This window comes from Vibrio sp. 1562 (assembly GCF_033340155.1).
Classification (GTDB): Bacteria; Pseudomonadota; Gammaproteobacteria; order Enterobacterales; family Vibrionaceae; genus Vibrio; species Vibrio alginolyticus.
Window position 1 is genome coordinate 80,879 of the sequence record NZ_JAWOVY010000018.1, and the last position, 24,561, is coordinate 105,439.

General features: G+C 43.2%; 21 protein-coding genes and 1 tRNA gene. 15 read left to right on the forward strand and 7 right to left on the reverse strand.

The window, feature by feature from the left end:
• Positions 1–2: 2 nt before the first annotated feature.
• Positions 3–1,379, reverse strand: coding sequence for an NfeD family protein (locus tag R7Z49_RS17485; RefSeq protein ID WP_186585387.1), 1,377 nt, complete (start codon positions 1,377–1,379; stop codon positions 3–5).
• Positions 1,380–1,877: 498 nt separating this feature from the next.
• Here R7Z49_RS17485 and R7Z49_RS17490 point away from each other — a divergent pair, with 498 nt between their 5' ends.
• The 3 genes from R7Z49_RS17490 (at position 1,878) to R7Z49_RS17500 (ending at position 5,763) form a co-directional block, all read left to right on the forward strand.
• The gene (locus tag R7Z49_RS17490; RefSeq protein WP_182015896.1) at positions 1,878–2,846 is read left to right on the forward strand and encodes a cytochrome-c peroxidase; all 969 of its coding nucleotides are present in this window, start codon (positions 1,878–1,880) and stop codon (positions 2,844–2,846) included.
• Positions 2,839–5,196: an ATP-binding protein gene (locus R7Z49_RS17495; RefSeq protein ID WP_262652564.1), complete on the forward strand. Its 2,358-nt coding sequence runs from the start codon at positions 2,839–2,841 to the stop codon at positions 5,194–5,196. Before R7Z49_RS17490 ends, R7Z49_RS17495 begins: the two co-directional genes overlap by 8 nt.
• Before the next feature lie 99 nt (positions 5,197–5,295).
• Positions 5,296–5,763 carry an OsmC family protein gene (locus R7Z49_RS17500; RefSeq protein ID WP_025767882.1) on the forward strand — a complete coding sequence of 156 codons (468 nt, stop codon included), beginning with the start codon at positions 5,296–5,298 and terminating at the stop codon, positions 5,761–5,763.
• A 76-nt stretch (positions 5,764–5,839) separates the two neighbouring features.
• Here R7Z49_RS17500 and gdhA read toward each other — a convergent pair whose 3' ends face one another.
• Positions 5,840–7,192 (reverse strand): NADP-specific glutamate dehydrogenase, encoded by a 1,353-nt coding sequence (gene gdhA, locus R7Z49_RS17505; protein WP_025767881.1) that lies wholly within the window; start codon positions 7,190–7,192, stop codon positions 5,840–5,842.
• 305 nt (positions 7,193–7,497) lie between these two features.
• Here gdhA and R7Z49_RS17510 point away from each other — a divergent pair, with 305 nt between their 5' ends.
• Positions 7,498–8,508 (forward strand): DUF2804 domain-containing protein, encoded by a 1,011-nt coding sequence (locus tag R7Z49_RS17510; protein ID WP_318111867.1) that lies wholly within the window; start codon positions 7,498–7,500, stop codon positions 8,506–8,508.
• A 7-nt stretch (positions 8,509–8,515) separates the two neighbouring features.
• The gene (locus tag R7Z49_RS17515) at positions 8,516–9,373 is read left to right on the forward strand and encodes a sterol desaturase family protein (RefSeq protein ID WP_005373167.1); all 858 of its coding nucleotides are present in this window, start codon (positions 8,516–8,518) and stop codon (positions 9,371–9,373) included.
• Between the two features lie 16 nt (positions 9,374–9,389).
• On the opposite strand, the gene R7Z49_RS17520 is transcribed toward R7Z49_RS17515, so the two are convergent.
• A tRNA-Gly gene (locus R7Z49_RS17520) sits at positions 9,390–9,464 on the reverse strand.
• 371 nt (positions 9,465–9,835) lie between these two features.
• Between R7Z49_RS17520 and R7Z49_RS17525 the strand changes: the two genes are divergently transcribed.
• The 3 genes from R7Z49_RS17525 (at position 9,836) to R7Z49_RS17535 (ending at position 11,610) form a co-directional block, all read left to right on the forward strand.
• Entirely contained in the window at positions 9,836–10,354 is a 519-nt protein-coding gene (locus R7Z49_RS17525; protein ID WP_005382627.1) for a DUF4136 domain-containing protein, read from the forward strand.
• A gap of 87 nt (positions 10,355–10,441) precedes the next feature.
• Positions 10,442–10,879 (forward strand): hypothetical protein, encoded by a 438-nt coding sequence (locus R7Z49_RS17530; RefSeq protein WP_230856625.1) that lies wholly within the window; start codon positions 10,442–10,444, stop codon positions 10,877–10,879.
• Between the two features lie 50 nt (positions 10,880–10,929).
• Complete coding sequence (locus R7Z49_RS17535) at positions 10,930–11,610, forward strand: DedA family protein (protein ID WP_047101379.1); 681 nt, start codon at positions 10,930–10,932, stop codon at positions 11,608–11,610.
• A 125-nt stretch (positions 11,611–11,735) separates the two neighbouring features.
• Here the strand turns inward: R7Z49_RS17535 and R7Z49_RS17540 are convergent, their stop codons facing one another.
• From R7Z49_RS17540 to R7Z49_RS17550, 3 genes are all read right to left on the reverse strand, one after another.
• Positions 11,736–12,059, reverse strand: a complete 324-nt coding sequence (locus tag R7Z49_RS17540; RefSeq protein ID WP_042522561.1) for a hypothetical protein — start codon at positions 12,057–12,059, stop codon at positions 11,736–11,738.
• Positions 12,060–12,145: 86 nt separating this feature from the next.
• Positions 12,146–12,604, reverse strand: coding sequence for a hypothetical protein (locus R7Z49_RS17545; RefSeq protein ID WP_017633653.1), 459 nt, complete (start codon positions 12,602–12,604; stop codon positions 12,146–12,148).
• Between the two features lie 337 nt (positions 12,605–12,941).
• Entirely contained in the window at positions 12,942–13,583 is a 642-nt protein-coding gene (locus tag R7Z49_RS17550) for a murein L,D-transpeptidase catalytic domain family protein (protein ID WP_025767877.1), read from the reverse strand.
• Between the two features lie 822 nt (positions 13,584–14,405).
• On the opposite strand from R7Z49_RS17550, the gene R7Z49_RS17555 reads away from it, so the two are divergent.
• On the forward strand, positions 14,406–14,981 hold the full coding sequence (locus tag R7Z49_RS17555) for an imm11 family protein (protein WP_025767876.1): 576 nt from the start codon (positions 14,406–14,408) through the stop codon (positions 14,979–14,981).
• 139 nt (positions 14,982–15,120) lie between these two features.
• Here the strand turns inward: R7Z49_RS17555 and R7Z49_RS17560 are convergent, their stop codons facing one another.
• Positions 15,121–17,481: an EAL domain-containing protein gene (locus R7Z49_RS17560; protein ID WP_167416090.1), complete on the reverse strand. Its 2,361-nt coding sequence runs from the start codon at positions 17,479–17,481 to the stop codon at positions 15,121–15,123.
• 473 nt (positions 17,482–17,954) lie between these two features.
• Between R7Z49_RS17560 and rbsD the strand changes: the two genes are divergently transcribed.
• From rbsD to R7Z49_RS17590, 6 genes are all read left to right on the forward strand, one after another.
• Positions 17,955–18,374, forward strand: coding sequence for a D-ribose pyranase (gene rbsD / locus R7Z49_RS17565; protein WP_005382620.1), 420 nt, complete (start codon positions 17,955–17,957; stop codon positions 18,372–18,374).
• 23 nt (positions 18,375–18,397) lie between these two features.
• Positions 18,398–19,903, forward strand: a complete 1,506-nt coding sequence (gene rbsA / locus R7Z49_RS17570) for a ribose ABC transporter ATP-binding protein RbsA (RefSeq protein ID WP_005373147.1) — start codon at positions 18,398–18,400, stop codon at positions 19,901–19,903.
• Positions 19,900–20,883: a ribose ABC transporter permease gene (gene rbsC, locus R7Z49_RS17575; protein ID WP_005382618.1), complete on the forward strand. Its 984-nt coding sequence runs from the start codon at positions 19,900–19,902 to the stop codon at positions 20,881–20,883. Before rbsA ends, rbsC begins: the two co-directional genes overlap by 4 nt.
• Positions 20,884–20,970: 87 nt before the next feature.
• Positions 20,971–21,849: a ribose ABC transporter substrate-binding protein RbsB gene (rbsB, locus tag R7Z49_RS17580; RefSeq protein ID WP_186585385.1), complete on the forward strand. Its 879-nt coding sequence runs from the start codon at positions 20,971–20,973 to the stop codon at positions 21,847–21,849.
• Positions 21,850–22,072: 223 nt separating this feature from the next.
• Positions 22,073–22,990 (forward strand): ribokinase, encoded by a 918-nt coding sequence (gene rbsK / locus R7Z49_RS17585; RefSeq protein WP_017820311.1) that lies wholly within the window; start codon positions 22,073–22,075, stop codon positions 22,988–22,990.
• Between the two features lie 35 nt (positions 22,991–23,025).
• Complete coding sequence (locus R7Z49_RS17590; RefSeq protein ID WP_025767871.1) at positions 23,026–24,048, forward strand: substrate-binding domain-containing protein; 1,023 nt, start codon at positions 23,026–23,028, stop codon at positions 24,046–24,048.
• The last annotated feature ends 513 nt before the right edge of the window (positions 24,049–24,561 follow it).

Sequence of the window (24,561 nt, forward strand, 5' to 3'; positions counted from 1 at the left end):
TCCTATTTATTTTGGCGGTCATCAGGCATCACAGTTAAGGTCAGCCCTTTAACATTAACAATGGTGACGTGATCACCTTGTTTGAATTGTTGATGGTCTTTGGCTTTAGCTCGCCATAACGCACCGTTGAGTTGAACGCGTCCTTCGCCATCGATAAAGTCATCGCTTACCACGGCGACCTTCCCAGGGTATGTCTCTAAACCCGTCGTTACACGCCGGCGACGAATTTTAAGCAGCAGGCCGACAGTCAGCACGATTAGAGCTACGGAAAATATGGCAATACCAAAAATCAAAGGAAGGGCGACCTGGAATCCTGGTAACTCACTGTCCATGAGAAATATTGAACCGAGAACAAAGGCGACAACGCCGCCTAAGCCCAAAATACCAAAGCTCGGGCTGAATGCTTCCGCTATCATTAGTGCAATACCGAGTAACAGCAGACCAAGACCTGCGTAGTTGACGGGCATCATTTGTAGTGCGTACATGGCAAGAAGCAGACAAATCCCACCTAGCACACCGGGTAAGCCAATTCCTGGGTTGTAAAATTCAAGAAGTAAACCGTAGATGCCGATGAGCATTAGAATGTAGGCAACGTTTGGGTTGGTGATAACGGCTAACATTTCTGCTCGCCAATCTGGCGTTCTTTCAACCCATGTTGGATTTTCAAGTGACAATGTCACAGTGCGATTGTTTACTTTAACAGTTTGCCCATCTATGGCTTTGACTAAGTCTTCTGGCGAATTGGCGATGTAATCGATCACGTTTAATTCTAATGCTTCTGTTGCATCCAAGCTCGCCGCCTCGCTTACTGCTTTCTCTGCCCATTCTGCATTTCGTCCATGAAGTTTTGCTAAGCCTTTAATGTAGGCTTTGGCGTCGTTAATTACCTTTTTCTCCATTGCGGTTTTAGCGGGAACTTTCTCTGAGCTTTCGTTGGTTCCTTCTGGCGTTTCTTCCGCGTTTTGATCTTTGCCATCATCCGATGAAGGAGGTTGAGGCGCACCACCTAACGCGACGGGCGTTGCAGCTCCGAGGTTTGTCGCTTCAGCCATGGCGGCTACGTGACTAGCGAGCAAGATGTATGTTCCGGCACTGGCGGCTCTAGAACCAGATGGGCCGACCCAAGTCGCAATGGGAGTCGAGGAGGTGGTAATCGCATGAATAATATCTCGCATTGCGCTATCTAAGCCGCCTGGTGTGTCCATCTCTAAGATCACTAAACTGACACCGTTTAGTTGAGCTTCTTCTATTTCACGAGATAAATAGTCGCTAGTAGCAGGCCCTATAGCGCCTTTGACAGGAACAATCCAAACGGTATTCGCCAGTGCTTGACTGGCCATCAAGAGTAAAGGTAAGAACCATATCCATAGTCGTTTCATGCAGTCCTCCTTGTGTGGTCACAGGGACTTTTTGAAATCCTAATTCAAGTATATCCAAATAACTTAGAGATGCTTGAGTATAGGTTCTAATGAATAAGTTGCCGAGGCTAATTAGGAGACTACTTTTTTATATATAAACGCTGTGTGAGATAGTAAACTAAAGCAAATTATTGGTAATTGTGACGTTTATGTTTATTGTTCAGCGTTTGATTAAGTTGGCCGTTATCTGTGCCGTATTCTTTACTATTTTCGATCTGATCTCGTATGGAGAGGTGACTTGGTTTCAACGGTTTTTGGCTTTTCTACACTAAACTCAGATTTCAATACGTTAGCTACTCATAAGGCGATAGGTTTCTTCCTATTCGCCTTATTACTCCCTCTTCAACCAAAGCCTTAAACAAAGCAATACTTAACTCGGTTTTTCAACTTCCTGTCGGTGGAAAAAATGCCAAAATGCAACTAAATTCATATCAATGACAAGTTTAAGGTATGTAGTTGATGAGGCAATTCAGCGCAATCGCACTAGCTGTTGTAACACTCATTTTGAGCCAAACAACAATCGCAAGAAACGCGAAGATGTTAGGTGATATCTCTCTAGTTCAGCCCATACAGGGTGATCCTAATGTAGATATTAAGCTAGCGAGAATTGGCTGGCATCTCTTCCGCGATCCTCAATTATCGTCAAATGGTAATGTCAGCTGCGCGACATGCCACAATCTGCAAACCAATGGCGCTGAAAATACACCAGTCTCTACGGGGGTGAAAGGTGATGGAATTAGAAATTCTATAACAGTGTTTAATGCGGCGTTAAATTATCGTTTTTTATGGGATGGTACGGAAAACACCTTGATGGCTCAGATTGATGGTCCAATCCATAATCCAATGGAAATGGACTCAAACTGGCAAACAATACAGCAATATGTAAAAGAGAGTGAACATTATCAAGCTCTATTTAATCGTGACGGTGAATTGCCGATTAACGTTCATAATATCAAGTCCGCTATTGTGGAGTTTGTTGAAGGGCTGCAGACGCCTGGCGCACCATTCGATGCTTACTTATTGGGTTACACGCATGTACTGAGTGAACAGCAAATCAGAGGTTGGAAAACATTTCAGACTTCAGGTTGTGTGCAGTGTCATCAGGGCAAAAATATCGGCGGAGCGATGATCCAAAGGTTCGCCTATTTCAAGGATAAGCCAGTAGTAGAGGACTCGGGCAGGCAACTCGTTACGATAGAAGATGAAGAGCGATTCTATTTTAGAGTAGCCAGTTTACGCAATGTCGCGCTAACGAGTCCTTATTTTCATAATGGGCAAGTCGATAAGTTATCCGACGCGATACAAATCATGGCTAAAACCCAGCTCGGTATAACGATGAACGATGAGAATGTCGCGGACATTGAAGCATTCTTGCAGTCGTTGACAGCACCTAGACCCATAATTTTAGAGGTGTTGGAAAATGAATAAATTCAAACTGATCAACTTTTGCTTTTTTATTGGGATACTGACGTGCTGCACACTGGCGTATATGTCGTATATGAATTCAAAAAACGCTCAAGAATTTCATGCAGGGCTAATGAATATCGGACATGAGTTGATTGAAGAGCGTGATGTTATCGTGAACCGATATGCCGTTGAAGATAGGAAAAACTATGAGTTAACAACATCTTTAGTAGAGATAGAAATCGCAGCACAGGCACTGTTGGAATCATCAAAGGCATCTGTTTGGTTTCCCGTGACACCCAATCGTATAAAAGTTAGGGATACGCTTGAACAGTTTAAGGAGCGAGTGCTTCAAACAACGTTGAAGCTTGATATGTTAATTGGTGTTCAGGTAGAAAATCGGTATGCATTACTCATGTTGTTCAATTTATATCAGCAAGATGTTTCTACCGAGCGCGGCCAATCATTGGGTGGCAGTCGTTATTTTGAATTTCTCAACCAGTTGCTTCTAACACAAACTGAAGTTGAGAGTGAAAAGGAAGCGAACTTCCTTAAACGGCTTCAAACGAGTGATAAAAGAATTGAATTGCTGACGAATGAACTGCTTGATCACACTTATATTGAGTTTGTCGAAAGCTCAGAGCATCGGTTACTCAATATTGCTCAAAGTGAGGCGCGTTTTACGTGGCTGTTTGTATTTATCGCGGTGATGTTTCTAGTTAGCGCGTTTGTTTATCAGTCGCATCACCGAATGCATAACTTAAAACAGTTGAATCTTGAAATTGAAGAGGCGAGAAACAAAGCCGAGCGAGCGGCAAAAGCGAAATCAAATTTTCTCGCTGCAATGAGTCACGAACTAAGAACGCCGATGAATGGCGTACTAGGGCTTTCTCAAATGATTGCAGAAGAGACCAAAGAGCCGACGACGAAAGAGCACATTAGGGTTATTCTTGACTCTGGCCAGCATCTGATGACTATCCTCAACGATATTTTGGATTTTTCTAAAGTTGAAGAAAACAAACTGGAATTTGAGCAAGCTAAGTTTAAGCTCGATCAAGTGCTTTCTCCGGTGTGTAGCGCAATAAAACCACTTGTTGATGAAAAAAATATCGAGTTAATCTTGGAAAACGAGATTTCTGAATATACTGAATTTACTGGGGATTGTGCGCGTTTACGACAGATCTTGTTTAATCTCGCCGGTAACGCGGTGAAGTTTACTAATGAAGGGCACGTGCTGGTTAGAACTGAGTTAGATGAATCGAATCAGTTGTTGGTCATGCGCGTGAGCGACACCGGTATTGGTATTGCGCCAGACAAGCACGAGCATATTTTTAACTCGTTTGAGCAAGCAGACTCATCAACGACTCGAAGGTTCGGCGGAACAGGGCTTGGGTTAGCCATCGTCAAAAAACTAACCGATTTGATGGGTGGCCATATTACTCTGAAGAGTATAGAAGGCGTTGGAAGTCAATTTATCGTTGAGTTGCCGATTCCTTGGGTAGAATCTGCTCCGAAAAAGCAGCAAGAAGCACCGAAACCTCGCGCAAAATCACACCATTTAAAGATACTACTTGCTGATGATAACCGTGTGAATGCCATTGTGGCAAAGGGGTTTTGCGAAAAGCTTGGGCATGAAGTGGATGTTGCAGAAAATGGATTAATCGCGGTTAAAAAGGCGAAAGAGAACGAGTACGACCTGATCTTGATGGACAACCATATGCCCGAGATGAATGGCGTTGAGGCGACACGCGTTATCCGACAAGAGTTAGGTATCAAGACATTACTCTTTGCGTACACGGCAGACGTATTTCGTGAAGCCCATGATAGCTTTATTGAAGCAGGAGCAGACCATGTGCTTACAAAACCGCTACAGCATGAGAGCTTTTCAGACGCTCTCAAACAGTTTGCCGCCAGACTCGAACCGAAACAGAATCCGCCACTAACGAGTGACAGCAATGTGCTTCAGTTGCAGCGTAAGCCAATCGAGAACTTAAGGTTAACAGAGGAAGAACTCTCCCGCTCAGGCATGTTTGCTTCTTTACGAGATGAGCCAGAAGCGCTCGACGAGCTGCTAAAAAGCATTATTGTCGATTTTGAGACATCTGTTGATGAGCTTATTGAATACTTTATGGCTGAAGACTTTGCTTCATTAGAGCTGACGTTGCACAAAACGAAAGGGATGGCACTGAACCTAAGTTTACCTATTTTGGCGAGCCAAACGGAGGCCCTGGAAACTCAACTTAAAGCCAACCAAAGTCCCGAGATTGAGCAGTTGCAGATGCTGATCAATCGGTTACAGGTCAACATCCATCAGTCTCATAGACTTTTGGATGATATCCAGAAGAACAATGCCGATCCTCAACAGATTTTATAGTCCCTGTGAGTGCGATGCTTTCCTTAACTCATTTTGTTGTGGTTTACTGTGGCAAGGACGGATAGTGTTGATTCGTCGTCGGAAAATCAGGGAGTTAGAATGAGTAAGCATTCCGCTTTAATCAAATGGCATCGTAAAGCTGGCGAAGAGTTTAAGGATAATAAGTATAGTAGGGCACACATTTGGCAATTTGATGGAGGGTTGCAAGTCCCAGCATCTCCATCTCCCCACGTAGTACCATTACCACTATCCGTAGAAGAAAACGTTGATCCAGAAGAAGCGTTTGTCGCGGCACTTTCTAGTTGTCATATGCTCGTTTTCCTGTCTATTGCAGCAAAGCGGCGTTACGTTGTGGACAGTTACTTCGATGAAGCGGTAGGGGAGCTTGAAAAAGGCGAAAACGGAAAAGAGTGGGTATCAAAGGTAACGTTAAACCCTAAGATAACATTTTCAGGTGAAAAACAACCGACACCATCTCAATTAGAAAAACTGCACCACATGGCCCATGAGAATTGCTTTATCGCCAACTCCGTTAAAACAGAAGTGACAACGCTTATTGCGAATTAAGTGGAGCTCTTTATCAAAAAGCGCGGCCTATTGCGGAGTTATATTAAGCCAGCAGTCATCCTGCTGGCTCGTTCATCTAGACGACACCTTGCTCAATCATTGCATCAGCGACTTTTCTAAAGCCTGAAATGTTGGCGCCTAAAACTAAATTTCCAGGTTGGCCAAACTCTTTACTGGTTTCGTTTGCATTGATGAAAATATTTTTCATGATGGTTTGCAACTGACTATCCACTTGTTCAAACGTCCAGTTTTGCATGCTGGCGTTTTGCGCCATTTCAAGTTGACTGGTTGCAACGCCGCCTGCATTGGCTGCTTTGGCAGGCCCATAAGCTATGTCCGAGTCCACGATAATATTGGCAGCATCACGGGTGGTTGGCATGTTCGCCCCTTCACTAATCAAAATACATCCGTTTTCGATAAGAGCCAGTGCGTCGTCTGACGTTAATTCATTTTGAGTCGCACAAGGGAAGGCAGCATCAGCCTGATATCGCCAAACAGCATGTCCTTCATTAGGATAGTCGCCCTCTGGTGTGTATTCTGCTTCAGGGTAAGTTTCTAAATATTCTTCTAAGCTTGCTCTTTTCACTTCTTTCAGTTGTTTTAGGAGCTTAAGATCAATACCGTGCTCATGATAGATCGTACCTCGAGAGTCGCTGCATGTAACCGGCGTTGCTCCCATATGGTACAGTTTTTCAATGGCGTAGATAGCCACGTTGCCAGCACCAGAAACGAGGCAAGTTTTCCCTTTCAATGAATCGTTGCGGTCGTTGAGCATGCATTCTGCAAAATAGACGGCGCCATATCCTGTCGCTTCTTTTCTGGCGAGTGAGCCACCCCAAAGAAGACTCTTGCCTGTAAGCACACCTTCGTAGCGCCCCGTCAATCGTTTGTATTGACCAAACATATAGCCAATTTCGCGCGCCCCGACGCCGATATCGCCTGCGGGAACATCGGTGGCAGGACCGATATGACGGTACAACTCGTTCATAAATGATTGGCAAAATCGCATGATCTCGCCGTCGGATTTTCCTTTAGGATCGAAGTTTGAACCGCCTTTGCCGCCACCGATAGGAAGGCCAGTCAGTGCGTTTTTAAAGATTTGCTCAAAGCCGAGAAATTTTATGATGCTCGCATTGACTGAGTGATGGAATCTCAATCCTCCTTTGTACGGCCCCAAAGCAGAGTTGAATTCAACTCGATAACCTTTGTTTACTTGTACATTTCCAGCATCATCAACCCAAGGAACTCGAAACATGATTTGACGTTCTGGCTCGACGATCCTCTGGATAATCGCTTGTTCCTTATATTTATTATTGCCTTCTATTACCGGCGCGAGAGAAGTTAATACTTCTTCTACCGCTTGGTAAAATTCTTTTTGCGCAGGGCTACTGTGTTGCAACGCAACAATAGTATCGTGTATGTATGACATAGATTTCTTCCTTGATGTGAATAAGCAATCAGTTTATGTGAATGTATTTCCATTAAATAGTGATTTTGACCAAGATTCAATGGTTGTAGTGGTCTTTCCTGCGGATGAGAATGTGCAGCTTCTAACCCAGGCAGTGTTGGTTGAGATAGGTAGGGCGAGCTAAGTAAGCGGGTGGTTGAGTGATCAGTTTCACATATAACAAGCAGAAATCACTTTAGTCGATGTTGTTGTGCAGTTACGCAAATTGTTTATGTTAACGTCATGTTAAAGTTTTTGTGTGTGATAACTTGTGAAAAGACAACTATATGGATGAGCTTAAGGTTCTGAACTCGTTTATTCAGCAGAATGGCCTACCAGCGTTTGGCCACCTTGATGGAATTCCAACATCGTTACAGCTAGATAAATTTACCTACCTCGATGAGATGGATAAGCCTGTGTCTAAGTGGCGCCGTTACCGCGATTATAAGCAGTTTCAGTTCGTCAATTTGGTCACACCTAATTACGTCATTGGAGTAGCGATTGCTGATATACGGTATTTAGCATCCGGCTTTTGCTACCTGTTTGATATTAAAAAGAATAAGTTGATTGAGCAACAATGGTTGAAACCTTTTAATATAGGTTATCAAACTCATCCTTCCAGTTGGTGCAGTCTTGCCCATCTTGCTAACAAAAGAGTTCAGTTTTCTATTAAGGATGGTATTTGGCACGTCCACTTTGTGACAGAGTCAGTCAATGCGGATCTCTATTTACGTCCAGAAAATATGAGTTTGCCATTAATGTTGTGTACGCCAACAGGTTATGCGGGTTGGACATATACTCAGAAGCACAATGCGTTAGCAGTAGAAGGTAACTTGTTCATATTAGGAAAAGAGCAAGATCTTTCAGAGGTGGCTGCTGGTTACGATTTTTCCGCTGGGTACATCCGGCGAGAAACAAGTTGGCGCTGGGCGAGTATCAATTGCTTTGAGGATGACAGGCGTCTGGGGTTGAACTTGGCAGCTGGCGTTAATGAAACTGGCTATTGCGAAAATGTATTGTGGATTAATGGTCAGCGTCACTTTTTGCAACCTGTGCAATTTCAGTTTTCACGAAGTGATGAAGGGCAAAAGTGGCATATTACGTCTGAAGATAAACGAGTTAACTTACAGTTCACGCCTTTGAATCGACGCTCAGAGAAGAAAAATTTTTGGCTTCTCAAAAGTAACTTTCGTCAGTACATCGGTTATTTCTCTGGCTATATTATCGATGGAAATGGCATCAAACATCAGTTAGAAGAAGTTATGGGTCTTACTGAAGATCACTATGCAAAATGGTAGAAACACAATGGATTGGACGCAGTTGATGGACCGCCCAGAATTACTTCTGATGATTCTGGCTCCAGTTTTCTTTTTCTGCATGCTTGCCGAATATTGGTTCGGACAAAGAAGGGGACGCTTGCCTGAAAGCGCGACGTATTACTTCCCTGAAGTAGCGTGTAATTTTGTTCTTGCGGGCTTACACCAAGCGACAGACATACTCACGGGTTTACTGATTGCTCAGTTGTATTTGTGGTGGTTTGATTGGCGTTTGTTTGATATCGAAATGAGCGTCTCAGCTTTTCTTTTACTTGTTGTCCTGCAAGATTTTTTCTATTACTGGTTTCATCGGGCTAGCCATCGTATTCGTTGGATGTGGGCCGCGCACGTTGTTCATCACAGTTCGGAAAGAATGAACTTCAGTACCGCCTTTCGTCAAAGTTTAATGTATCCGCTAGCGGGGATGTGGATTTTTTGGTTGCCCTTGGTGATTATTGGTTTTGAGCCAAAATGGGTTGTCTTCGTTGTGTTGTTTAATCTGGGCTTACAGTTTTTTGTTCACACCCAATCAATTCGTTCGCTCGGGCCACTAGAGTGGGTATTTAACACGCCGTCTCACCATCGCGTTCATCATGGTGTGAACCGTCAGTACATCGACAAAAATTATGCGGGTGTATTAATTATTTGGGATCGAATGTTCGGAACGTTTGAACCAGAGGTGGAAACGGTTCGGTATGGGGTTTCTAAACCTGTAAACAGCTTTAATCCCATCCGCGTGACGTTTGCAGAATGGAAAGACATGTTTTATGACGTAACTCGACCAAACTTATCATGGAAACAACGCTGCCGCCGTTTGTTCGCTCCGCCATCGGATTTTTATGAGTAAATTGAGATAAAGAGATTGGAGCGGGCAGCGGGAATCGAACCCGCATCATCAGCTTGGAAGGCTGAGGTAATAGCCATTATACGATGCCCGCGCATCGATAGGACTCGGTTAATATGCCACACTGGACGAAAAAGAAAAGTCTTTTCTCATCAAATGTTTGTCAGTTGCCTAAAAAAGTAGCGGACTGATGTTAAAGTGTTCATTGTCTCTGGTTTTTTGTGGCACTCGCGATTTCGTTACTAAGCCTAGAGGCTTCCAATTAGGTCGTAAACACCGAATTCTTAGGTGTTTAGATGTTGATGATATTCAAGATTTTCTGTGTAAAGGTTAATCTCGTTTATTGAACAGTCACGTTTCATGGTCAAGACTAGATATTGAAATGATTACTTTTTACTGTTGATGCGTATGTATAACACAGGGTAATTCTGCTGAAACAGTCAGCTTAACCAAAGGAGATTTAACATGATGAGAGGTTTGATATTAGGGCTGGTGGTGATGCTGGTATCTGCTTGTACTACCGTTACAACCGATGTAGATAAACAAGCCGACTTTTCAGCTTACAGAACGTTTGACTTCGGTGCTCAGGCGGAAGCTCCTACCAGTATTGATGGTCGACGTATTGAGCAAGGGCTTGCTGAACAGCTTGAGGGTAAGGGTTTAATTAAGGTAAATAGTGGCGGTGACCTTTACGTACATCATGATATCGTAGAAGAATCCGAGCTTGTTTCTTCAGGATCGTCGGTGAGCTTTGGCTATGGCTGGAATAGCTTTGGTGTGATCACTTCAAGCCCAGAAAGATATAAAGAACGTAAGTATGGGAAGTTGGTGGTTGAACTGGTTGATGCAAAGGCTAATCAAGTCGTTTGGAAAGGCGTTTCAAGTCGTAAACTGTCTGAGTCAATGAGCTCTGAGAAAAGAGAATCTCTCATCCAAGAAGAAATCGCGAAGATGTTTGAAAGCTACCCTTACGGTGAAAAATAATTAGTATTCTTAACGATTAAGAATACTAATTGCCAATAGTTACGCACAGGGTTAAAAGAACTTATTATTTTGGTTTTGGTTACCTTTGTGCGTACGACCCTGATTGCTTTACTCGGACTACTTTTCTGCTTGTTGGCTCCGAGCATGAGCCTGGCGCACTCACACCCAAATTTTCTTTCCTTTCATAACCAGAATATTGCTGTTGACGCTAAGTCGAAGCACTTTTCAGAACATCCTATCTCTTCAATACAACAAGACTATCCGAGTTTAAACAGCCGGAATGTATTGAGGGTTAGCCATGCTAAGGAAATGAGCTCGAACGACGATGTAGAGCCCGAATGGTTTGAAATGCTTGATGTAGCATGGTGGGCGCATCGTTCGGCAATTTACTCGATGAGGCGGCTAAAACGCATCGGCAATGAGGCTTTAGGTTGTTGTATTGAAAGTATTTTTACTCACTTTAAATACAGAATCGGCGTGAGAAAAGAATCGAATTTCATATACCGCTTTATACATGCTCGCTAACACATTCCATGTTTTTGCAACTTTTGGTTAATTATGCTTAGGAACGGTTTATGTTTGATTCGATAATTCAGGTCTTGAGTGCCTTTTGGCATCAAGATTTCACGGCGTTAATGGCGCCAGGCAGTGCAGGTTTAGTTTATTTTGTTGTTGCTGTGATTATTTTTTTGGAAAGTGGTTTTATTCCTGCTGCACCTTTCCCATGCGACAGTGTCGTCGTATTATCCGGTACGCTGGCGGCGGTTGGCGTCCTTGACCCAATTATGATCATGTTGGTGATAGCTGTTAGTGCGGGATTGGGAAGTTGGGCGGCTTATTTACAAGGCAAGTGGCTAAATCGCTTACCTAAGGTCCAAGGCTGGGTGAGTGCGGTTCCTCAAAAGCGCCTGGAACAAGTCGACGTATTACTCAGTAAACATGGATTGATTGCGCTTTTTTGTGCGCGGTTTATTCCGGTTGTTCGCTCCCTATTGCCATTAATGATGGGGTTGCGAGTGAAACGTATTAGTAAATTCCATTACTTTGCGTGGTTGAGTGCGATTTTATGGACGCTGGTATTATGCGGTTTTGGTTCATTACTTCCTTTGTTACCAGAAAATATGAGCAAAGCGATCACAATGCTATTAATGGCGGCACCAATAATTACTCTTGTGATTGGAGTGCTTAGTTTCTTGTTTGTTAAAGCACGTCGAGCGTTCTGTAAACCCAAGGATGTGTCTGAGTTTTCCCAGTAAGTTTACTTTGATTTGCACTTTTAAGCTTGTATGCAGATTAGACATCTAATCGACAGGTTTTTGTCAGTAAAAAGAAAGGCGCATACATTGCGCCTTTCTTTTTGAGTGTCGTTAGGGTTTCGAATTTAATAGCCAATGCTATATAGGTATTCGCCAACTTCTTTGCACTGAGACTTGTAGATGTTCTCTACTTCAGACTCATTCTTATCTGCTGCTTTAAATTCAAGTTCGGCAGACGATAGCTGGTCAAAGCTGTAGTCTCTCTCAGACATTAAGTAGTGTCTGAACATCGCTCTGTGTTCCGGAACTGCAATACGTGCGTTAGAAACGTTGGCACACTCTAACAGAGTGTCGTTACTCATTTCTTCTGGCTTAGTTTCTGTGTTTGCAAAGGTTGAGCCCGCTGAAAATAGTAATGCTAGTGCGATGGTTGTAGCGATTCTTGTCATTATATGGACCTCAAATTGGTTCTAGTAACAATGAGCATATTGGCTCTTATCGTTACATTTTCGTGTTCTCTGTATGTCATAAAAAGTTAAACAACAGAGAAGGCGTTGCGACCATGAGTAAAGACGTACATTAAGTTCGCTTCCTTTCTTCCTGAGAGGCGATAAAGAGAGCGTTGACTCATGAGTCCGCCATAACTGTCTAGAGGTAAGCGAGATGCTTGTTTTGCCAACTCCAGTAGTGGTGGAGAAGAGAAAGCAATAAGTAAAAAATAATCAGGAGTAAAATCTGATGATAAAACGCCATCAGTAGCTGATGTTCGGCGACAGGAGACAAGCCCGAACAACTCGCGCTTTATATGTAGGTAGTAACTTTCTGAACCCCAAGAGCTCAGAGAAGCTGAGGCATGAAAATCAGTGTGTGCTAGCTCAAAATCGTCTTGTTGAGAGAGTTTAAGTAGGCGCTCGGAAGTGTAATGTTTGGTGTGGTGCCACTCATGCGCATATGAAGCTGTGATGAGCCCTGAGAGCAGGGACAAAGAAAGCATCAATAATATATGGTGTAGATAACGCAAGAAGTAACCCTAAACATATAAAGCCACAGTTACCCACCATGATTAAGGAATCTTAGTGGAACTATGATAACGACGAAAGCCAGTGTCTGATGAACTCAGCGTATACTAACGAGATGGAAGGGGGATGAACAGAGTTTTCTGATCGCACTTAGGTATATCAGCGAATAACACAATAGTTTTCGCTTTCGAGTAAGCGAAAATGGAAAGAGAGTCGTTGCACAAGGACGATTAAGCTAACAGGATTATTACTGGGGAAGAAATAGAATCTTCTTTTTTCTTCCCCATATGTGTCATATGTGTCGCATCGGTATTACGCGCTTGCGTAAATAACGCTGCCGCCTTTTATAGTGTCAATGATCTCGCGAGACAACTTCTTTGGTAAAGCAGGGCAACCCCAACTGCGTCCGAGGTATCCATTCTTCTTGATAAAGGAAGGGTTTGCGTAATCGGCACCGTGCACGACAATGTAACGCTCGCGAGCTTTGTCGTTTAATCCAGAGCTTAGCCCATCTAATCGAAGTGAATAGCCATTTGAGCCGTAGTAAGTGGTATCAGTCAAAAAAGTGCCCAATGATGTTTTTCGCGAGTTCACGACATTTGAAAACTGTGTCGCTGTTTTCTTTCCGCTGTTCACGCCGTGAGAAACATACGTATTGTAGATTAGCTTCTTTTTATCTAAATCAACCACATAAAAACGCTTTTCAGTTGATGGTTTACTATAGTCGATGATCGTTAGTACCGACTTCTTTCTATCGGGTGTCTTCTGATAAGCGATGTAAGCGTCACTGAACAACTTAAAGTCTACTATGCCATCTAGCTTGGCTTGTTTAAACACATGTTCAACTTGCTTTGGTCGTAAATGATCCCTGGGTTCGTTATCTGATTGTTTTGCAAAAGCAAAAGGTGAGACAGACAACAGCGCACATGTAAATAATAAAATTAACTTTTTCATCTTGGCTAAATAAAACTCTATGGTGTTACAAATTTACCGATTGCTTCATGCATTCGTTAAAACAACATGCACATCAATATAATTCTATTCCCAATGTTTCTTATTGCACGCTTAGGTGCTTGATATTGGGTTGACGATAAGTTTTCGAGTTAAAAACTAACTAATTGAAACTTATATAAAATATGAAGTTTAACGATGGTTTCTATAAACTTCGGCGTAAATAATATCTGATATATGTAATTAATAAAACTGTGTTTAAGGATATTTGTGAAGTTGCTAATTTATAAAAACGGCGTTTTATTTTTCGTAGTTTAGAAACTCTTTTTATTTCAATGTGTTTTCTTTTTCTACGCTTTATCCAATACCTCAAAAGTTTGTGATTTAACTCGTAACAAATCGTAACGCCGAATCGTTATGTGTATAAGTGCATTTATAATGTATGAATAAACAACAGGGTGGTAAGAAAAGGCAGTAAAACAGCGGTGAGTCGGTTGTTTTTAATTCACGATTGACAAAGCCAAGTCTAAGTCGTACAAAAATTGAACTTGTGAATGTATCGTTTAAGTGAGAGTGATGAGCTCGACAAAAGTGAAGTGATGCGTGCTATTGTTTATTCTCTAATTTATTCGATTACATAAGGAAGGGTACATAGTAAAAATTTAAAAAATAATTCTATCGTGTGGATTAAAATATATAAATAATAAAACTTAGAAATTAAAAGATAAGAACGCCAGATCTAAATTCATTAAATTTTTGAACGTGAAAGTAAACTCTATTTATTATGTTTGGTTTGAAAGCGCTCAAATTGATTTAAGGACGGTTATGACAGCATTTAATAAAGTGTTTATTGTCACTCCCAATGTTAATGATTTTGCAATGTTGCGAGAGTCGCCATTGGAAATGTCTCTTCAAGTAACGGCAAGCAAACCTATCCAACTCTATGGAGAGTCTGTTAAAGCCAGTTGGAAAAGTATTGATATTGAATGGTTAGACGTTAAGGGTGAAAAGCCATTACCCAGGCCTGATATTGCAGCATGGGGATCTTTTACTCTTGCTGTATCCGCTTCTATTGCGGATAAGCTCGATGTGTTGAGCGAGAATGTCGAATTTTTACCATTAAATCTACAAGGAAAGCCTTGGCGAGCATTAAACATTGTCACTCAAATTGATGCCATTGATACCTCTGCTACCGAGTATAATCTTCGTCATGGTAAGCTAAGTCGTGCTAGACCGTTTAAGAAACTCGTTTTGAATAGAGAAGCCGTTAATGAATCTGACTTGTTCAGAGTAAAAGGTGCTGGGCTCAGAACGTTTTGCACGGACAAAAAAGGTGGCTTGTACGATAGCGTCAAAGCGCTGAATTTGACCGGTTTGGATTTCAAGGAAGTGCTGGTTTAAAAACGAATAAATAGTGATTTACTCGACTAAAGTCATAGATATAGGTATGGGGGAACAAAAGCTGAGCATCTATCAATGAAGCTCATATATAACTAAATACAGCCGCCACAGTTGTGACAGCTGTACGTCTCCCCTTAACTTATGTTCTTGAAACCCTAATTGAGCTGGCCATGGACGCATCAAATCGACTGTCGTCATTTGCCGATTGCCACCACAAGCTCAATTGTTCTTTAGTCATTGGTTTGCCAAATAAATAGCCTTGCATATAGTCGCAGCGGTATGCCGATAGCCATTCATGCATCATATTGTGTTCAATACCTTCTGCTGTAACCGTTTTATTCTGGGCATGGCATAGCTCAATAATAGGTTTGATCACATGGCCGTTGTTGGTCTTCATCAATGTAACGAGGAACTCTCGATCAAATTTGATTTTTTGAACCGGATACTGAACGAGCTGAGTTAACGATGTGTAACCAGAACCAAAGTCATCAATTGCAAGACGGTAGCCACGTTTTGATAGCTCATCAAGTAGAGCCGTTCCTTGTTGTTCTGCGGCAAAGGTTTCGGTTATTTCTATCTCAATACATTCTGGTTTAACACTGTGCAGTGTCGCTTGTTCATGGATGTAGTTTGCCATTTCTATCGAGTTTAGCTCTGCTGATGAAAGATTGACCGAAAGAACAATATCCTTACCGAAAATATTCCTTAATTGATGGTATTCCGCCGTTGCATTGGCGAAAACCCAGCGGTCAATTTTATCAAATAATCCGGCTTGCTCTGCAATTGGAATAAACTCCTTTGGAGGGATAGGGCCGATACCTTCGGCTTCCCAGCGCAACAAGACTTCTAACCCCTCAATTTCGTTGCTTCGATTGTTCATATAGGGTTGAAAAACAAGGTGAAATTCTTCCTCTACATTGCTTTTTCGGAGCGCACGTTCAAGTTGACTTCGTCTTTGAGACTCAATATTGAGAGCGGCTGAATAATAGGCGTATTGATTTTTCCCTGCCCGTTTTGCTTGATACATAGCCGCATCGGCACTGGAGAGTAACTTCGCGATGTCAGTACCGTCTTGAGGATATTGTGCAATACCTACGCTTGCCGTAACGGGAAATGAATTACTCCAAGATGAACTGAGATTACTAATCGGTTTTAGCAGCTCTGATGCAAGCAAATCAGGCAAGCGTTTTACCTCTTGATTTGAGCTCAGCAAAATTGCAAATTCGTCACCAGATAACCTGGCGGCAAAGCAGGGGCTGTTGTAATCGTGCGAGAACTTTTGACAGGCATTCTTGATGTGTGATGAGAACACTTTTAATAAGTTATCTCCCAATTCATGCCCGTATTTATCATTCACGTATTTAAAGTTATCAAGATCGACGTAAACAACCCACAGAAACTGCGAAGGGGAGATAAGTTCACGAGTGGCAAGCTCATGAAAACGATGGCGATTGGCGAGTTGCGTCAGGTGATCCGTTTCAGCTAGGCGTTTTGTCTTTTTATAGATGACATTAAGTTCCTCATACATATCAAAAAAGCGTGCAGAGAGGCGTCCTATTTCATCGTTTGTTTCTAGCTTTTCAATATTGTCACGTTGATTAGATTCAAGTTCGTTCAGCTGCTTATCAAGGCGAGAAACAGGGCGCAGCACATAGCGGTACAACACCAAAATGATTAATGTGATGGTGAAAAACGCCGCTACGCCAAAGGAGAAAGCAAGTTCTAGCCACACTTTATCGACTTTATTCCACATTAAATATTCGGCAGGAGAAAGCACGGCATAAAAGTGCGGCAGCAGCTCAATGGTTTGAGCGAGAGGAATATCAAGATAAATGGGTTTGTCGGCGAAAGTAATCACGCTGTGCGTGTCAAACTCGATTTCATGCTTAATCTCGTTAAAGGCTTCAAGTGATACGGAAACTACCACAAAAAACACATTTTTCGAGTCAAAGCTCAAAGGGTGAGTCCCCGTTCTTTTGTCGACGACCTCATATTGAAGAAGAATGCTTTGTCCACTGGAGTTATAAATAAAGCCAGTGTGACTGAAAGCCTCTCTCTCATTGAAACTTCGTGATATGTACTCTAACACCTTTGGGTCGACCACGCCCGATGATTCGTAATATTTGTTTTCTGTGTAGTAGAGAAGGTTTTGTTTGCCGTCGAGGATCGCCATGCTCGCATCGCCTTTGTAACCATGGCTTAATACTTCAGCGGTCTCGTCTAATCGATTAAACAAGACTCGCTCACGATAGGGGTTGTTATGATTAACCAAATAGTCTTGTAATACATCACTTTTACTGAGCGTATAGGCATAGCTATTAAGAAAAATATTCGCTTGTCGAAACTGCCCGGCGAGCTTTTCCATCTGCAACTGAATATAGCTGTCTTCCCGCTTGATGAGCGTCACTTTTTGAATGCTATAAATAATATAGCTAGATACTAACGCGCTTAATAAGATCACTGGCGCGACAAGCAAAATGACTCTATTGCTTAACTTCATTATGGTTCTTAGTTTCCGTTTGTGTCCCTACAAACGTCGCGTACCAGGTAAGGTACTGAACGGATGATGTGTTTTGGCAAATTGTAACCAGATTGTAAGATGAGCGTTCTCCAAAATCAGGCAGCTATCTAAGAATTGTGATGACGTGAAAGGTTTCGAGCTTATTAACTAGAGGTTTTCTCAGTAGTTGGACGTCTCTTTTCCTTCCTCCCTGTATAAAACCTAACCGTAATGACAGGGAAATACCATCATCGAAACGTTTCGATGGTAAAGTGTGACTCAAGTGCACTTTTCCTATTCAATGACAATTGAATTACAGATCATTCTCACACCTTATCGATCTCACACTGGTCAAATTGCGATGACGAATTATTATTTCATCGAAACGTTTCGATGGGTTTTCTGTTAATAACGAAAACACTTTAAAACAGGCGCTCATGGTTGTATGAACGTGTAACCGAAAGGTCGATGAGATGAAAAAAAGTACCCTAATTAACTCAGATATTTCTTACTTGGTGGCGACGCTAGGCCACACTGACGAGATCACGATATGTGATGCTGGTCTACCAATCCCAGAGCATGTTCAGCGAATCGATTTGGCGCTAACGCATGGGGTCCCAAGTTTTCTTGATACTGTTCGCGTAATTCTATCTGAGTCCCAAATCGAAGGGGTCATCATTGCGGAAGAGTTCTCTGATGCAAGCCCAGTTTTGCATGAAGCGTTGCTCAACGAACTGAGCAAAGAGAGTGAAGAAACGGGCAAATCTATTGAAGTGAGCTACGTGTCACATGAAGCGTTTAAAGCACGCACGGCGCAAAGTCGCGCTATCGTAAGAACCGGCGAATGCTCGCCATATGCGAACGTTATTTTCCAAGCGGGCGTGGTTTTTTAAGCCAGAGATATTGAGGACAGATTATGACTCAAGCCATTCTACAACTAAGCGAAATTGAGAAGGCGTTTCCGGGCGTAAAAGCACTCGACAAAGCAAGCCTGAATGTTTATCCAGGCCGTGTTATGGCGCTGATGGGTGAAAATGGAGCAGGCAAGTCAACGTTAATGAAGGTGTTGACAGGCATTTACCACATGGATGCGGGGAGCATTCAATATCAAGGTCAGCCGGCGGCCTTTAAAGGTCCACGCGATTCACAGGAAGCTGGTATTAGCATTATTCACCAAGAGCTGAACCTGATTCCTGAACTGACGATTGCCGAAAATATTTACTTGGGACGAGAGTTCACTGGCTCCTTAGGGCGTATCCAGTGGGGCAAAATGTATGACGAAGCTGACAAGCTTTTAAAACGTCTGAATGTAAAGCACTCATCAAAAACATTGCTTGGCGATTTAAGCCTTGGTGAACAACAAATGGTGGAAATTGCAAAGGCACTTTCGTTTGAGTCGAAAGTCATCATTATGGATGAGCCAACGGACGCATTGACCGATACCGAAACGGAATCACTGTTTAAAGTGATTAATGAGCTCCGCGAGCAAGGATGCGGCATCGTATACATTTCGCATCGTCTTAAAGAAATCTTTGAAATCTGTGATGATATTACAGTGCTTCGTGATGGTAAGTTTATCGGTGAGTGCAAGGTGTCCGACACTGATGAAGATGGCCTAATTGAAATGATGGTTGGCCGAAAATTAGAAGAGCAATATCCACGTATTGATGTCCAACATGGCGAAACCTGTCTTGAAGTCATTGGTTTGACTGGGTCTGGCGTTCAGGATGTGAGCTTTACTCTCAAGCGCGGTGAGATTCTCGGAATTTCTGGCTTGATGGGCGCAGGCCGCACTGAACTCATGAAAGTCATTTACGGCGCATTACCTAGTGAGCATGGTGTTATCAATCTTGACAACAAAACTATTAACCCGGTTAGCCCGCAAGATGGCTTAGCAAATGGTATCGCTTACATCTCTGAAGATCGCAAAGGCGATGGTTTGGTTTTAGGTCTTTCAGTTAAGGAGAACATGTCACTTTGTTCGCTAAACCAGCTGACCAAAGGCTTCCAGATTCAACACAGCGACGAAGTGATTGCAGTGGAAGATTTTATTAAGTTATTCAACATTAAAACCCCAACGCGAGATCAAATCATCGGCAACTTATCTGGTGGTAACCAGCAAAAAGTTGCGATTGCGAAAGGGTTAATGACGAAACCTAAAGTTCTGATTCTGGATGAGCCAACACGTGGTGTTGATGTCGGAGCAAAAAAAGAGATTTATCAGCTCATCAACAAGTTTAAGGCCGAAGGCATGAGCATCATCTTGGTTTCTTCCGAGATGCCTGAAGTGCTCGGCATGAGCGACCGTATTTTAGTGATGCATGAAGGTCGTATCACTGGCGAATTTGATGCGAAAGACGCCGATCAAGAAAAATTACTCGCCTGTGCCGTAGGCAAAGAGATCAATGAGGAAGCAGCATGAGTACGAATACCATGAGCAAACCAACCGAAACTGGCAACAAGAAGTTGTTCACAAAAGAGTGGCTGATTGAGCAAAAATCACTGATAGCTTTGATCTTTCTGATCGTTGTTGTGTCATTTTTGAACCCGAACTTTTTTACGGTCGACAACATTCTCAACATTCTTCGTCAAACCTCCGTGAATGCCATTATCGCAGTGGGTATGACATTAGTTATTTTAACAGCAGGCATCGACTTAAGTGTTGGTTCGGTATTGGCATTGTGTGGTGCCTTTGCGGCAAGCATGATTGCGCTTGAGGTTCCGGTGCTGGTGGCGGTTCCAACTGCTTTAGTCGCAGGTGCAGCGTTAGGTGCGATCAGCGGTATCATTATTGCGAAGGGTAAGGTGCAGGCATTTATCGCTACGCTGGTTACCATGACGTTACTACGCGGTGTGACCATGGTGTACACCGAAGGTCGTCCAATCTCGACAGGCTTTACTGACACCGCAGATGCGTTCGCATGGTTTGGTACTGGCTACGCGCTAGGCATTCCAGTTCCTGTTTGGTTAATGGTGGTTGTGTTCGCTGCGGCTTGGTATTTACTTAACCACACGCGCTTTGGTCGCTATGTTTACGCACTAGGCGGCAATGAGTCTGCGACTCGCCTATCAGGTATCAATGTAGACCGAGTGAAGATTGGTGTCTACGCCATCTGCGGTATGTTAGCAGCGCTTGCAGGCATTATTGTAACGTCTCGTCTTTCTTCGGCGCAGCCAACAGCGGGTATGGGCTACGAGCTAGACGCTATCGCAGCGGTTGTTCTTGGCGGTACCAGCTTGATGGGCGGTAAAGGCCGTATCATGGGTACCTTGATTGGTGCGCTGATCATCGGTTTCTTGAACAATGCACTTAACCTACTTGATGTTTCTTCCTACTACCAAATGATTGCAAAAGCAGTGGTTATCTTGCTTGCGGTATTGGTAGACAACAAAAACAAGTAATTCATAACAATCTGTATATATAAAACAGTGAATACAAACCGAGTCAGGGGACGTGTACTGGCTCACCCTACACAAAGGACTAGAACGATGAAAAAACTTGCAACTCTTATCTCTGCTGCACTTCTTTCTTCAACCGTATCGGTAGCGGCGCAAGCTCAAGATACCATGGCGATTGTGGTTTCGACGCTAAACAACCCGTTCTTCGTAACGATGAAAGACGGTGCGGAAGCAAAAGCGAAAGAATTGGGGTACGACTTAATTGTACTGGACTCGCAAAATGACCCGAGTAAAGAACTGTCGAACATCGAGGATTTAAGTATTCGCGGCGTAAAAGCAATTCTTATCAACCCAACGGATTCTGATGCAGTGTCTAATGCAATTCGTATGGCGAACCGTTCTAAGATCCCTGTGTTGACATTAGACCGTGGTGCAAGCCGTGGTGAAGTTGTGAGTCACATCGCGTCGGACAACGTAATTGGTGGTGAAATGGCAGGCCACTACATCATGGAAAAAGTAGGCGAAAAAGCAAAAGTCATTCAACTTGAAGGTATTGCGGGCACATCGGCAGCGCGTGAGCGCGGTGAAGGCTTTATGAATGCCGTGAAGGGCAGCGATATGGATCTTCTTGCTAGCCAACCAGCTGACTTTGACCGCACAAAAGGTCTAAACGTAATGGAAAACCTGCTAGCGGCTAACCCGGATGTACAAGCGGTATTTGCACAGAATGATGAAATGGCGCTAGGTGCACTTCGCGCAGTTCAAGCTTCTGGCAAAGATGTCGTTATCGTTGGTTTTGATGGTACGGAAGACGGCATTGCAGCAGTTAACCGTGGCAAACTAGCGGCAACTATTGCTCAGCAACCAGACCTTATCGGTGCTTTAGGTGTTGAAACGGCTGACAAAGTTTTGAAAGGTGAAGAAGTAGAAAAGTACATCCCAGTACCACTAAAAGTAGTCACTAAGTAAGTTTCAAGTTCCAATAAATCATCCTAATTTTTGCTCTCTCCTCCGTTTATATCTGTCGTTTAGGAGGTGAGGGCAAACTTACCCAAAATACTGCAAAGTGTGGGGTATAGATGCCTTTGGCTTTTTATCGAGACTCCTTCATCAGGAAGAGAAGTTAAAGTCATCTAATGTATTTTCCTAAACAGTTTTTAAAAAGGGTTCATTCAGAACCGAGGATAACCGTATGAATAAGTTAGTGGTGTTAGGTAGTGTAAACGCTGACCATGTTCTTCAAGTGCCTTCTTTCCCTCGCCCAGGCGAGACGCTGCATGGTCGCAACTATCAAGTTATCCCAGGTGGCAAAGGTGCCAACCAAGCCGTCGCGGCGGCGCGATTAAATGCAGACATCGGTTTTATCGCTTGTGTGGGCGACGACTCATTCGGCATTAACATTCGCGAAAACTTCAAAATGGACGGCATCGATATCACTGGTGTGAAGATGCAGCCAAATTGCCCGACAGGTATCGCGATGATTCAAGTGTCGGACAGTGGTGAGAACAGCATTTGCATTTCAGCTGAAGCGAACGCCAAACTGACAGCAGAAGCGATTGAGCCAGATTTAGAGCGTATTCGCCAAGCAGATTACTTGCTAATGCAATTGGAAACGCCGATGTGCGGCATTGAGAAAGCTGCGCGTGTAGCGAAAGATGCCAAAACCAACGTAATTTTGAATCCTGCGCCAGCTCGTGAATTGTCAGATGAATTACTGTCTTACATTGACGTGATTACGCCAAATGAAACGGAAGCTGAAGTTCTGACAGGTATTACTGTAACAGACAACGAAAGCGCGCAAGAAGCGGCGAATGTGCTACATGGTAAAGGTATAGAAATTGTCATGATCACACTCGGTGCAAAAGGCGTTTGGCTAAGCCAAAACGGTCGAGGCGAAATCATCTCGGGTTTCCGCGTTGAAGCGACGGATACTACCGCTGCGGGCGATACATTTAATGGGGCATTCGTCACTGGTCTCCTAGAAGGTTTACCTTTAGAATCAGCGATTAAGTTTGCACATGCGGCGGCTGCAATTTCTGTGACCCGCTTTGGCGCGCAAACGTCGATTCCAACCCGCGAAGAGGTGGACGCGTTTCTCGCTGAACAATAAGGCGCACAACGCCTCATTAAAATAGGAGTAGTAACATGGCGACGATGAAAGACATCGCAAAACTGGCAGGGGTTTCCACTTCAACAGTGAGCCATGTTATTAACAAGACGCGTTTTGTGAGCGAAGAGATCTCTGAACGCGTTAACAATGCCGCAAAAGAGCTTAACTACTACGCGCCCTCTGCGTTGGCGCGTAGCCTCAAAGTCAATCGTACCAAAACCATTGGTATGCTCGTGACAACCTCAACCAACCCATTCTTTGGCGAAGTCGTAAAAGGCGTCGAACGCAGCTGCTACCAAAAAGGCTACAGCCTCATTTTATGTAACACCGAGGGTGATAACGAACGTATGCGTCAATCCATTAATACGCTATTGCAAAAGCGTGTCGATGGTTTGATCTTGATGTGCTCGTCGCTAGAAGGAGAGCGTATCGATGTATTTGAGCGTTACCCAGATATCCCAGTTGTGGTAATGGACTGGGGGCCGATGCTATTTACAAGCGATAAAATCCAAGACAACTCACTTCGTGGCGGTTACTTAGCGGCGAAATACTTAATTGATTGCGGCCATACCGAAATTGGGTGCATCACAGGCCCTTTGATTAAACACCAAGCGCAAATGCGATACGAAGGTTATAAGCGAGCAATGAACGAAGCTGGCTTGGAATTTAATGCCAATTGGATCATTGAGTCTGACTTCGAATGTGAGGGTGGGTATCAAGCGTTCAAAAAAATGGCTCAGCGTGGCGCATTACCTAGCTCGATTTTCGTCTCTAACGATATGATGGCGATGGGGGTGATTAACGCCGCAAATGAGCTCGATATTAAAGTGCCGGACGACCTGTCCATTATTGGTTACGATGACATCCATATCGCGAAATTTATGTCGCCATCGCTAACTACCATTCATCAGCCTAAGTACCGTTTGGGGCAGGCTGCCGTTGAGACTCTTGTCCGAAAGTTGGATGAAAAGTCAACAGAGGCACAGGTCGTACAATTAGAACCGACTCTAGTGGAACGAAAAAGCGTCAAGAGGTTAAAGTCAAACGTCACTGAATGACGTGTGATGTTGAGCTAAAAAATTAAAAAAGTCGTTTCTCTTTATACGATAAAGCCTTACTATCGTCGTTGATTATAAATAAAACTATTAATTGTTGTCTGGCGGATTAGTCAAATGTTATCAAAAGGTTACGCTAAGTTATCTGTAAAACACCCTTGGTTTCACCGAGTTAATGTTATTACAGTTGTATTGATTTTTTTTGTGAGCTGCTATCAGCTACTGGTTAATGAAGCATTTGAGTACGCAATTGGCTTTATTATTACACTTTTGGCGTCAGCTTTATTTGCATCAGCTTCTGCATTCAAAAAACGCTATCTAGGCTTGGATTCATAGGCACGTCTATTTCCAACATCGTTCAATAGCATCATTTATTGCTTTCAAGTAAACATTGAACTGAATTATGATCGAGTGCATCAAGAGGAGGACAAATGTCCTCCTTTTTGTTTTCAGCCCTAAACCACCTACTTCAGTAGGTGGTTATCATCCGTTTCGGCTTTGCCTGTAAAACTACTC

What these genes read in the sequence shown, in the direction of transcription:
- R7Z49_RS17490 (WP_182015896.1), top strand. Translation starts at nt 1,878, where the DNA reads ATGAGGCAATTCAGCGCAATCGCACTAGCTGTTGTAACACTCATTTTG.
- rbsD (WP_005382620.1), top strand. Translation starts at nt 17,955, where the DNA reads ATGAAAAAAAGTACCCTAATTAACTCAGATATTTCTTACTTGGTGGCG.
- R7Z49_RS17555 (WP_025767876.1), top strand. Translation starts at nt 14,406, where the DNA reads ATGACAGCATTTAATAAAGTGTTTATTGTCACTCCCAATGTTAATGAT.
- rbsB (WP_186585385.1), top strand. Translation starts at nt 20,971, where the DNA reads ATGAAAAAACTTGCAACTCTTATCTCTGCTGCACTTCTTTCTTCAACC.
- R7Z49_RS17500 (WP_025767882.1), top strand. Translation starts at nt 5,296, where the DNA reads ATGAGTAAGCATTCCGCTTTAATCAAATGGCATCGTAAAGCTGGCGAA.
- R7Z49_RS17510 (WP_318111867.1), top strand. Translation starts at nt 7,498, where the DNA reads ATGGATGAGCTTAAGGTTCTGAACTCGTTTATTCAGCAGAATGGCCTA.
- R7Z49_RS17590 (WP_025767871.1), top strand. Translation starts at nt 23,026, where the DNA reads ATGGCGACGATGAAAGACATCGCAAAACTGGCAGGGGTTTCCACTTCA.
- gdhA (WP_025767881.1), bottom strand. Translation starts at nt 7,192, where the DNA reads ATGTCATACATACACGATACTATTGTTGCGTTGCAACACAGTAGCCCT.
- R7Z49_RS17495 (WP_262652564.1), top strand. Translation starts at nt 2,839, where the DNA reads ATGAATAAATTCAAACTGATCAACTTTTGCTTTTTTATTGGGATACTG.
- R7Z49_RS17485 (WP_186585387.1), bottom strand. Translation starts at nt 1,379, where the DNA reads ATGAAACGACTATGGATATGGTTCTTACCTTTACTCTTGATGGCCAGT.
- R7Z49_RS17545 (WP_017633653.1), bottom strand. Translation starts at nt 12,604, where the DNA reads ATGCTTTCTTTGTCCCTGCTCTCAGGGCTCATCACAGCTTCATATGCG.
- R7Z49_RS17525 (WP_005382627.1), top strand. Translation starts at nt 9,836, where the DNA reads ATGATGAGAGGTTTGATATTAGGGCTGGTGGTGATGCTGGTATCTGCT.
- R7Z49_RS17515 (WP_005373167.1), top strand. Translation starts at nt 8,516, where the DNA reads ATGGATTGGACGCAGTTGATGGACCGCCCAGAATTACTTCTGATGATT.
- R7Z49_RS17540 (WP_042522561.1), bottom strand. Translation starts at nt 12,059, where the DNA reads ATGACAAGAATCGCTACAACCATCGCACTAGCATTACTATTTTCAGCG.
- rbsC (WP_005382618.1), top strand. Translation starts at nt 19,900, where the DNA reads ATGAGTACGAATACCATGAGCAAACCAACCGAAACTGGCAACAAGAAG.
- R7Z49_RS17560 (WP_167416090.1), bottom strand. Translation starts at nt 17,481, where the DNA reads ATGAAGTTAAGCAATAGAGTCATTTTGCTTGTCGCGCCAGTGATCTTA.
- R7Z49_RS17535 (WP_047101379.1), top strand. Translation starts at nt 10,930, where the DNA reads ATGTTTGATTCGATAATTCAGGTCTTGAGTGCCTTTTGGCATCAAGAT.
- R7Z49_RS17550 (WP_025767877.1), bottom strand. Translation starts at nt 13,583, where the DNA reads ATGAAAAAGTTAATTTTATTATTTACATGTGCGCTGTTGTCTGTCTCA.
- rbsK (WP_017820311.1), top strand. Translation starts at nt 22,073, where the DNA reads ATGAATAAGTTAGTGGTGTTAGGTAGTGTAAACGCTGACCATGTTCTT.
- rbsA (WP_005373147.1), top strand. Translation starts at nt 18,398, where the DNA reads ATGACTCAAGCCATTCTACAACTAAGCGAAATTGAGAAGGCGTTTCCG.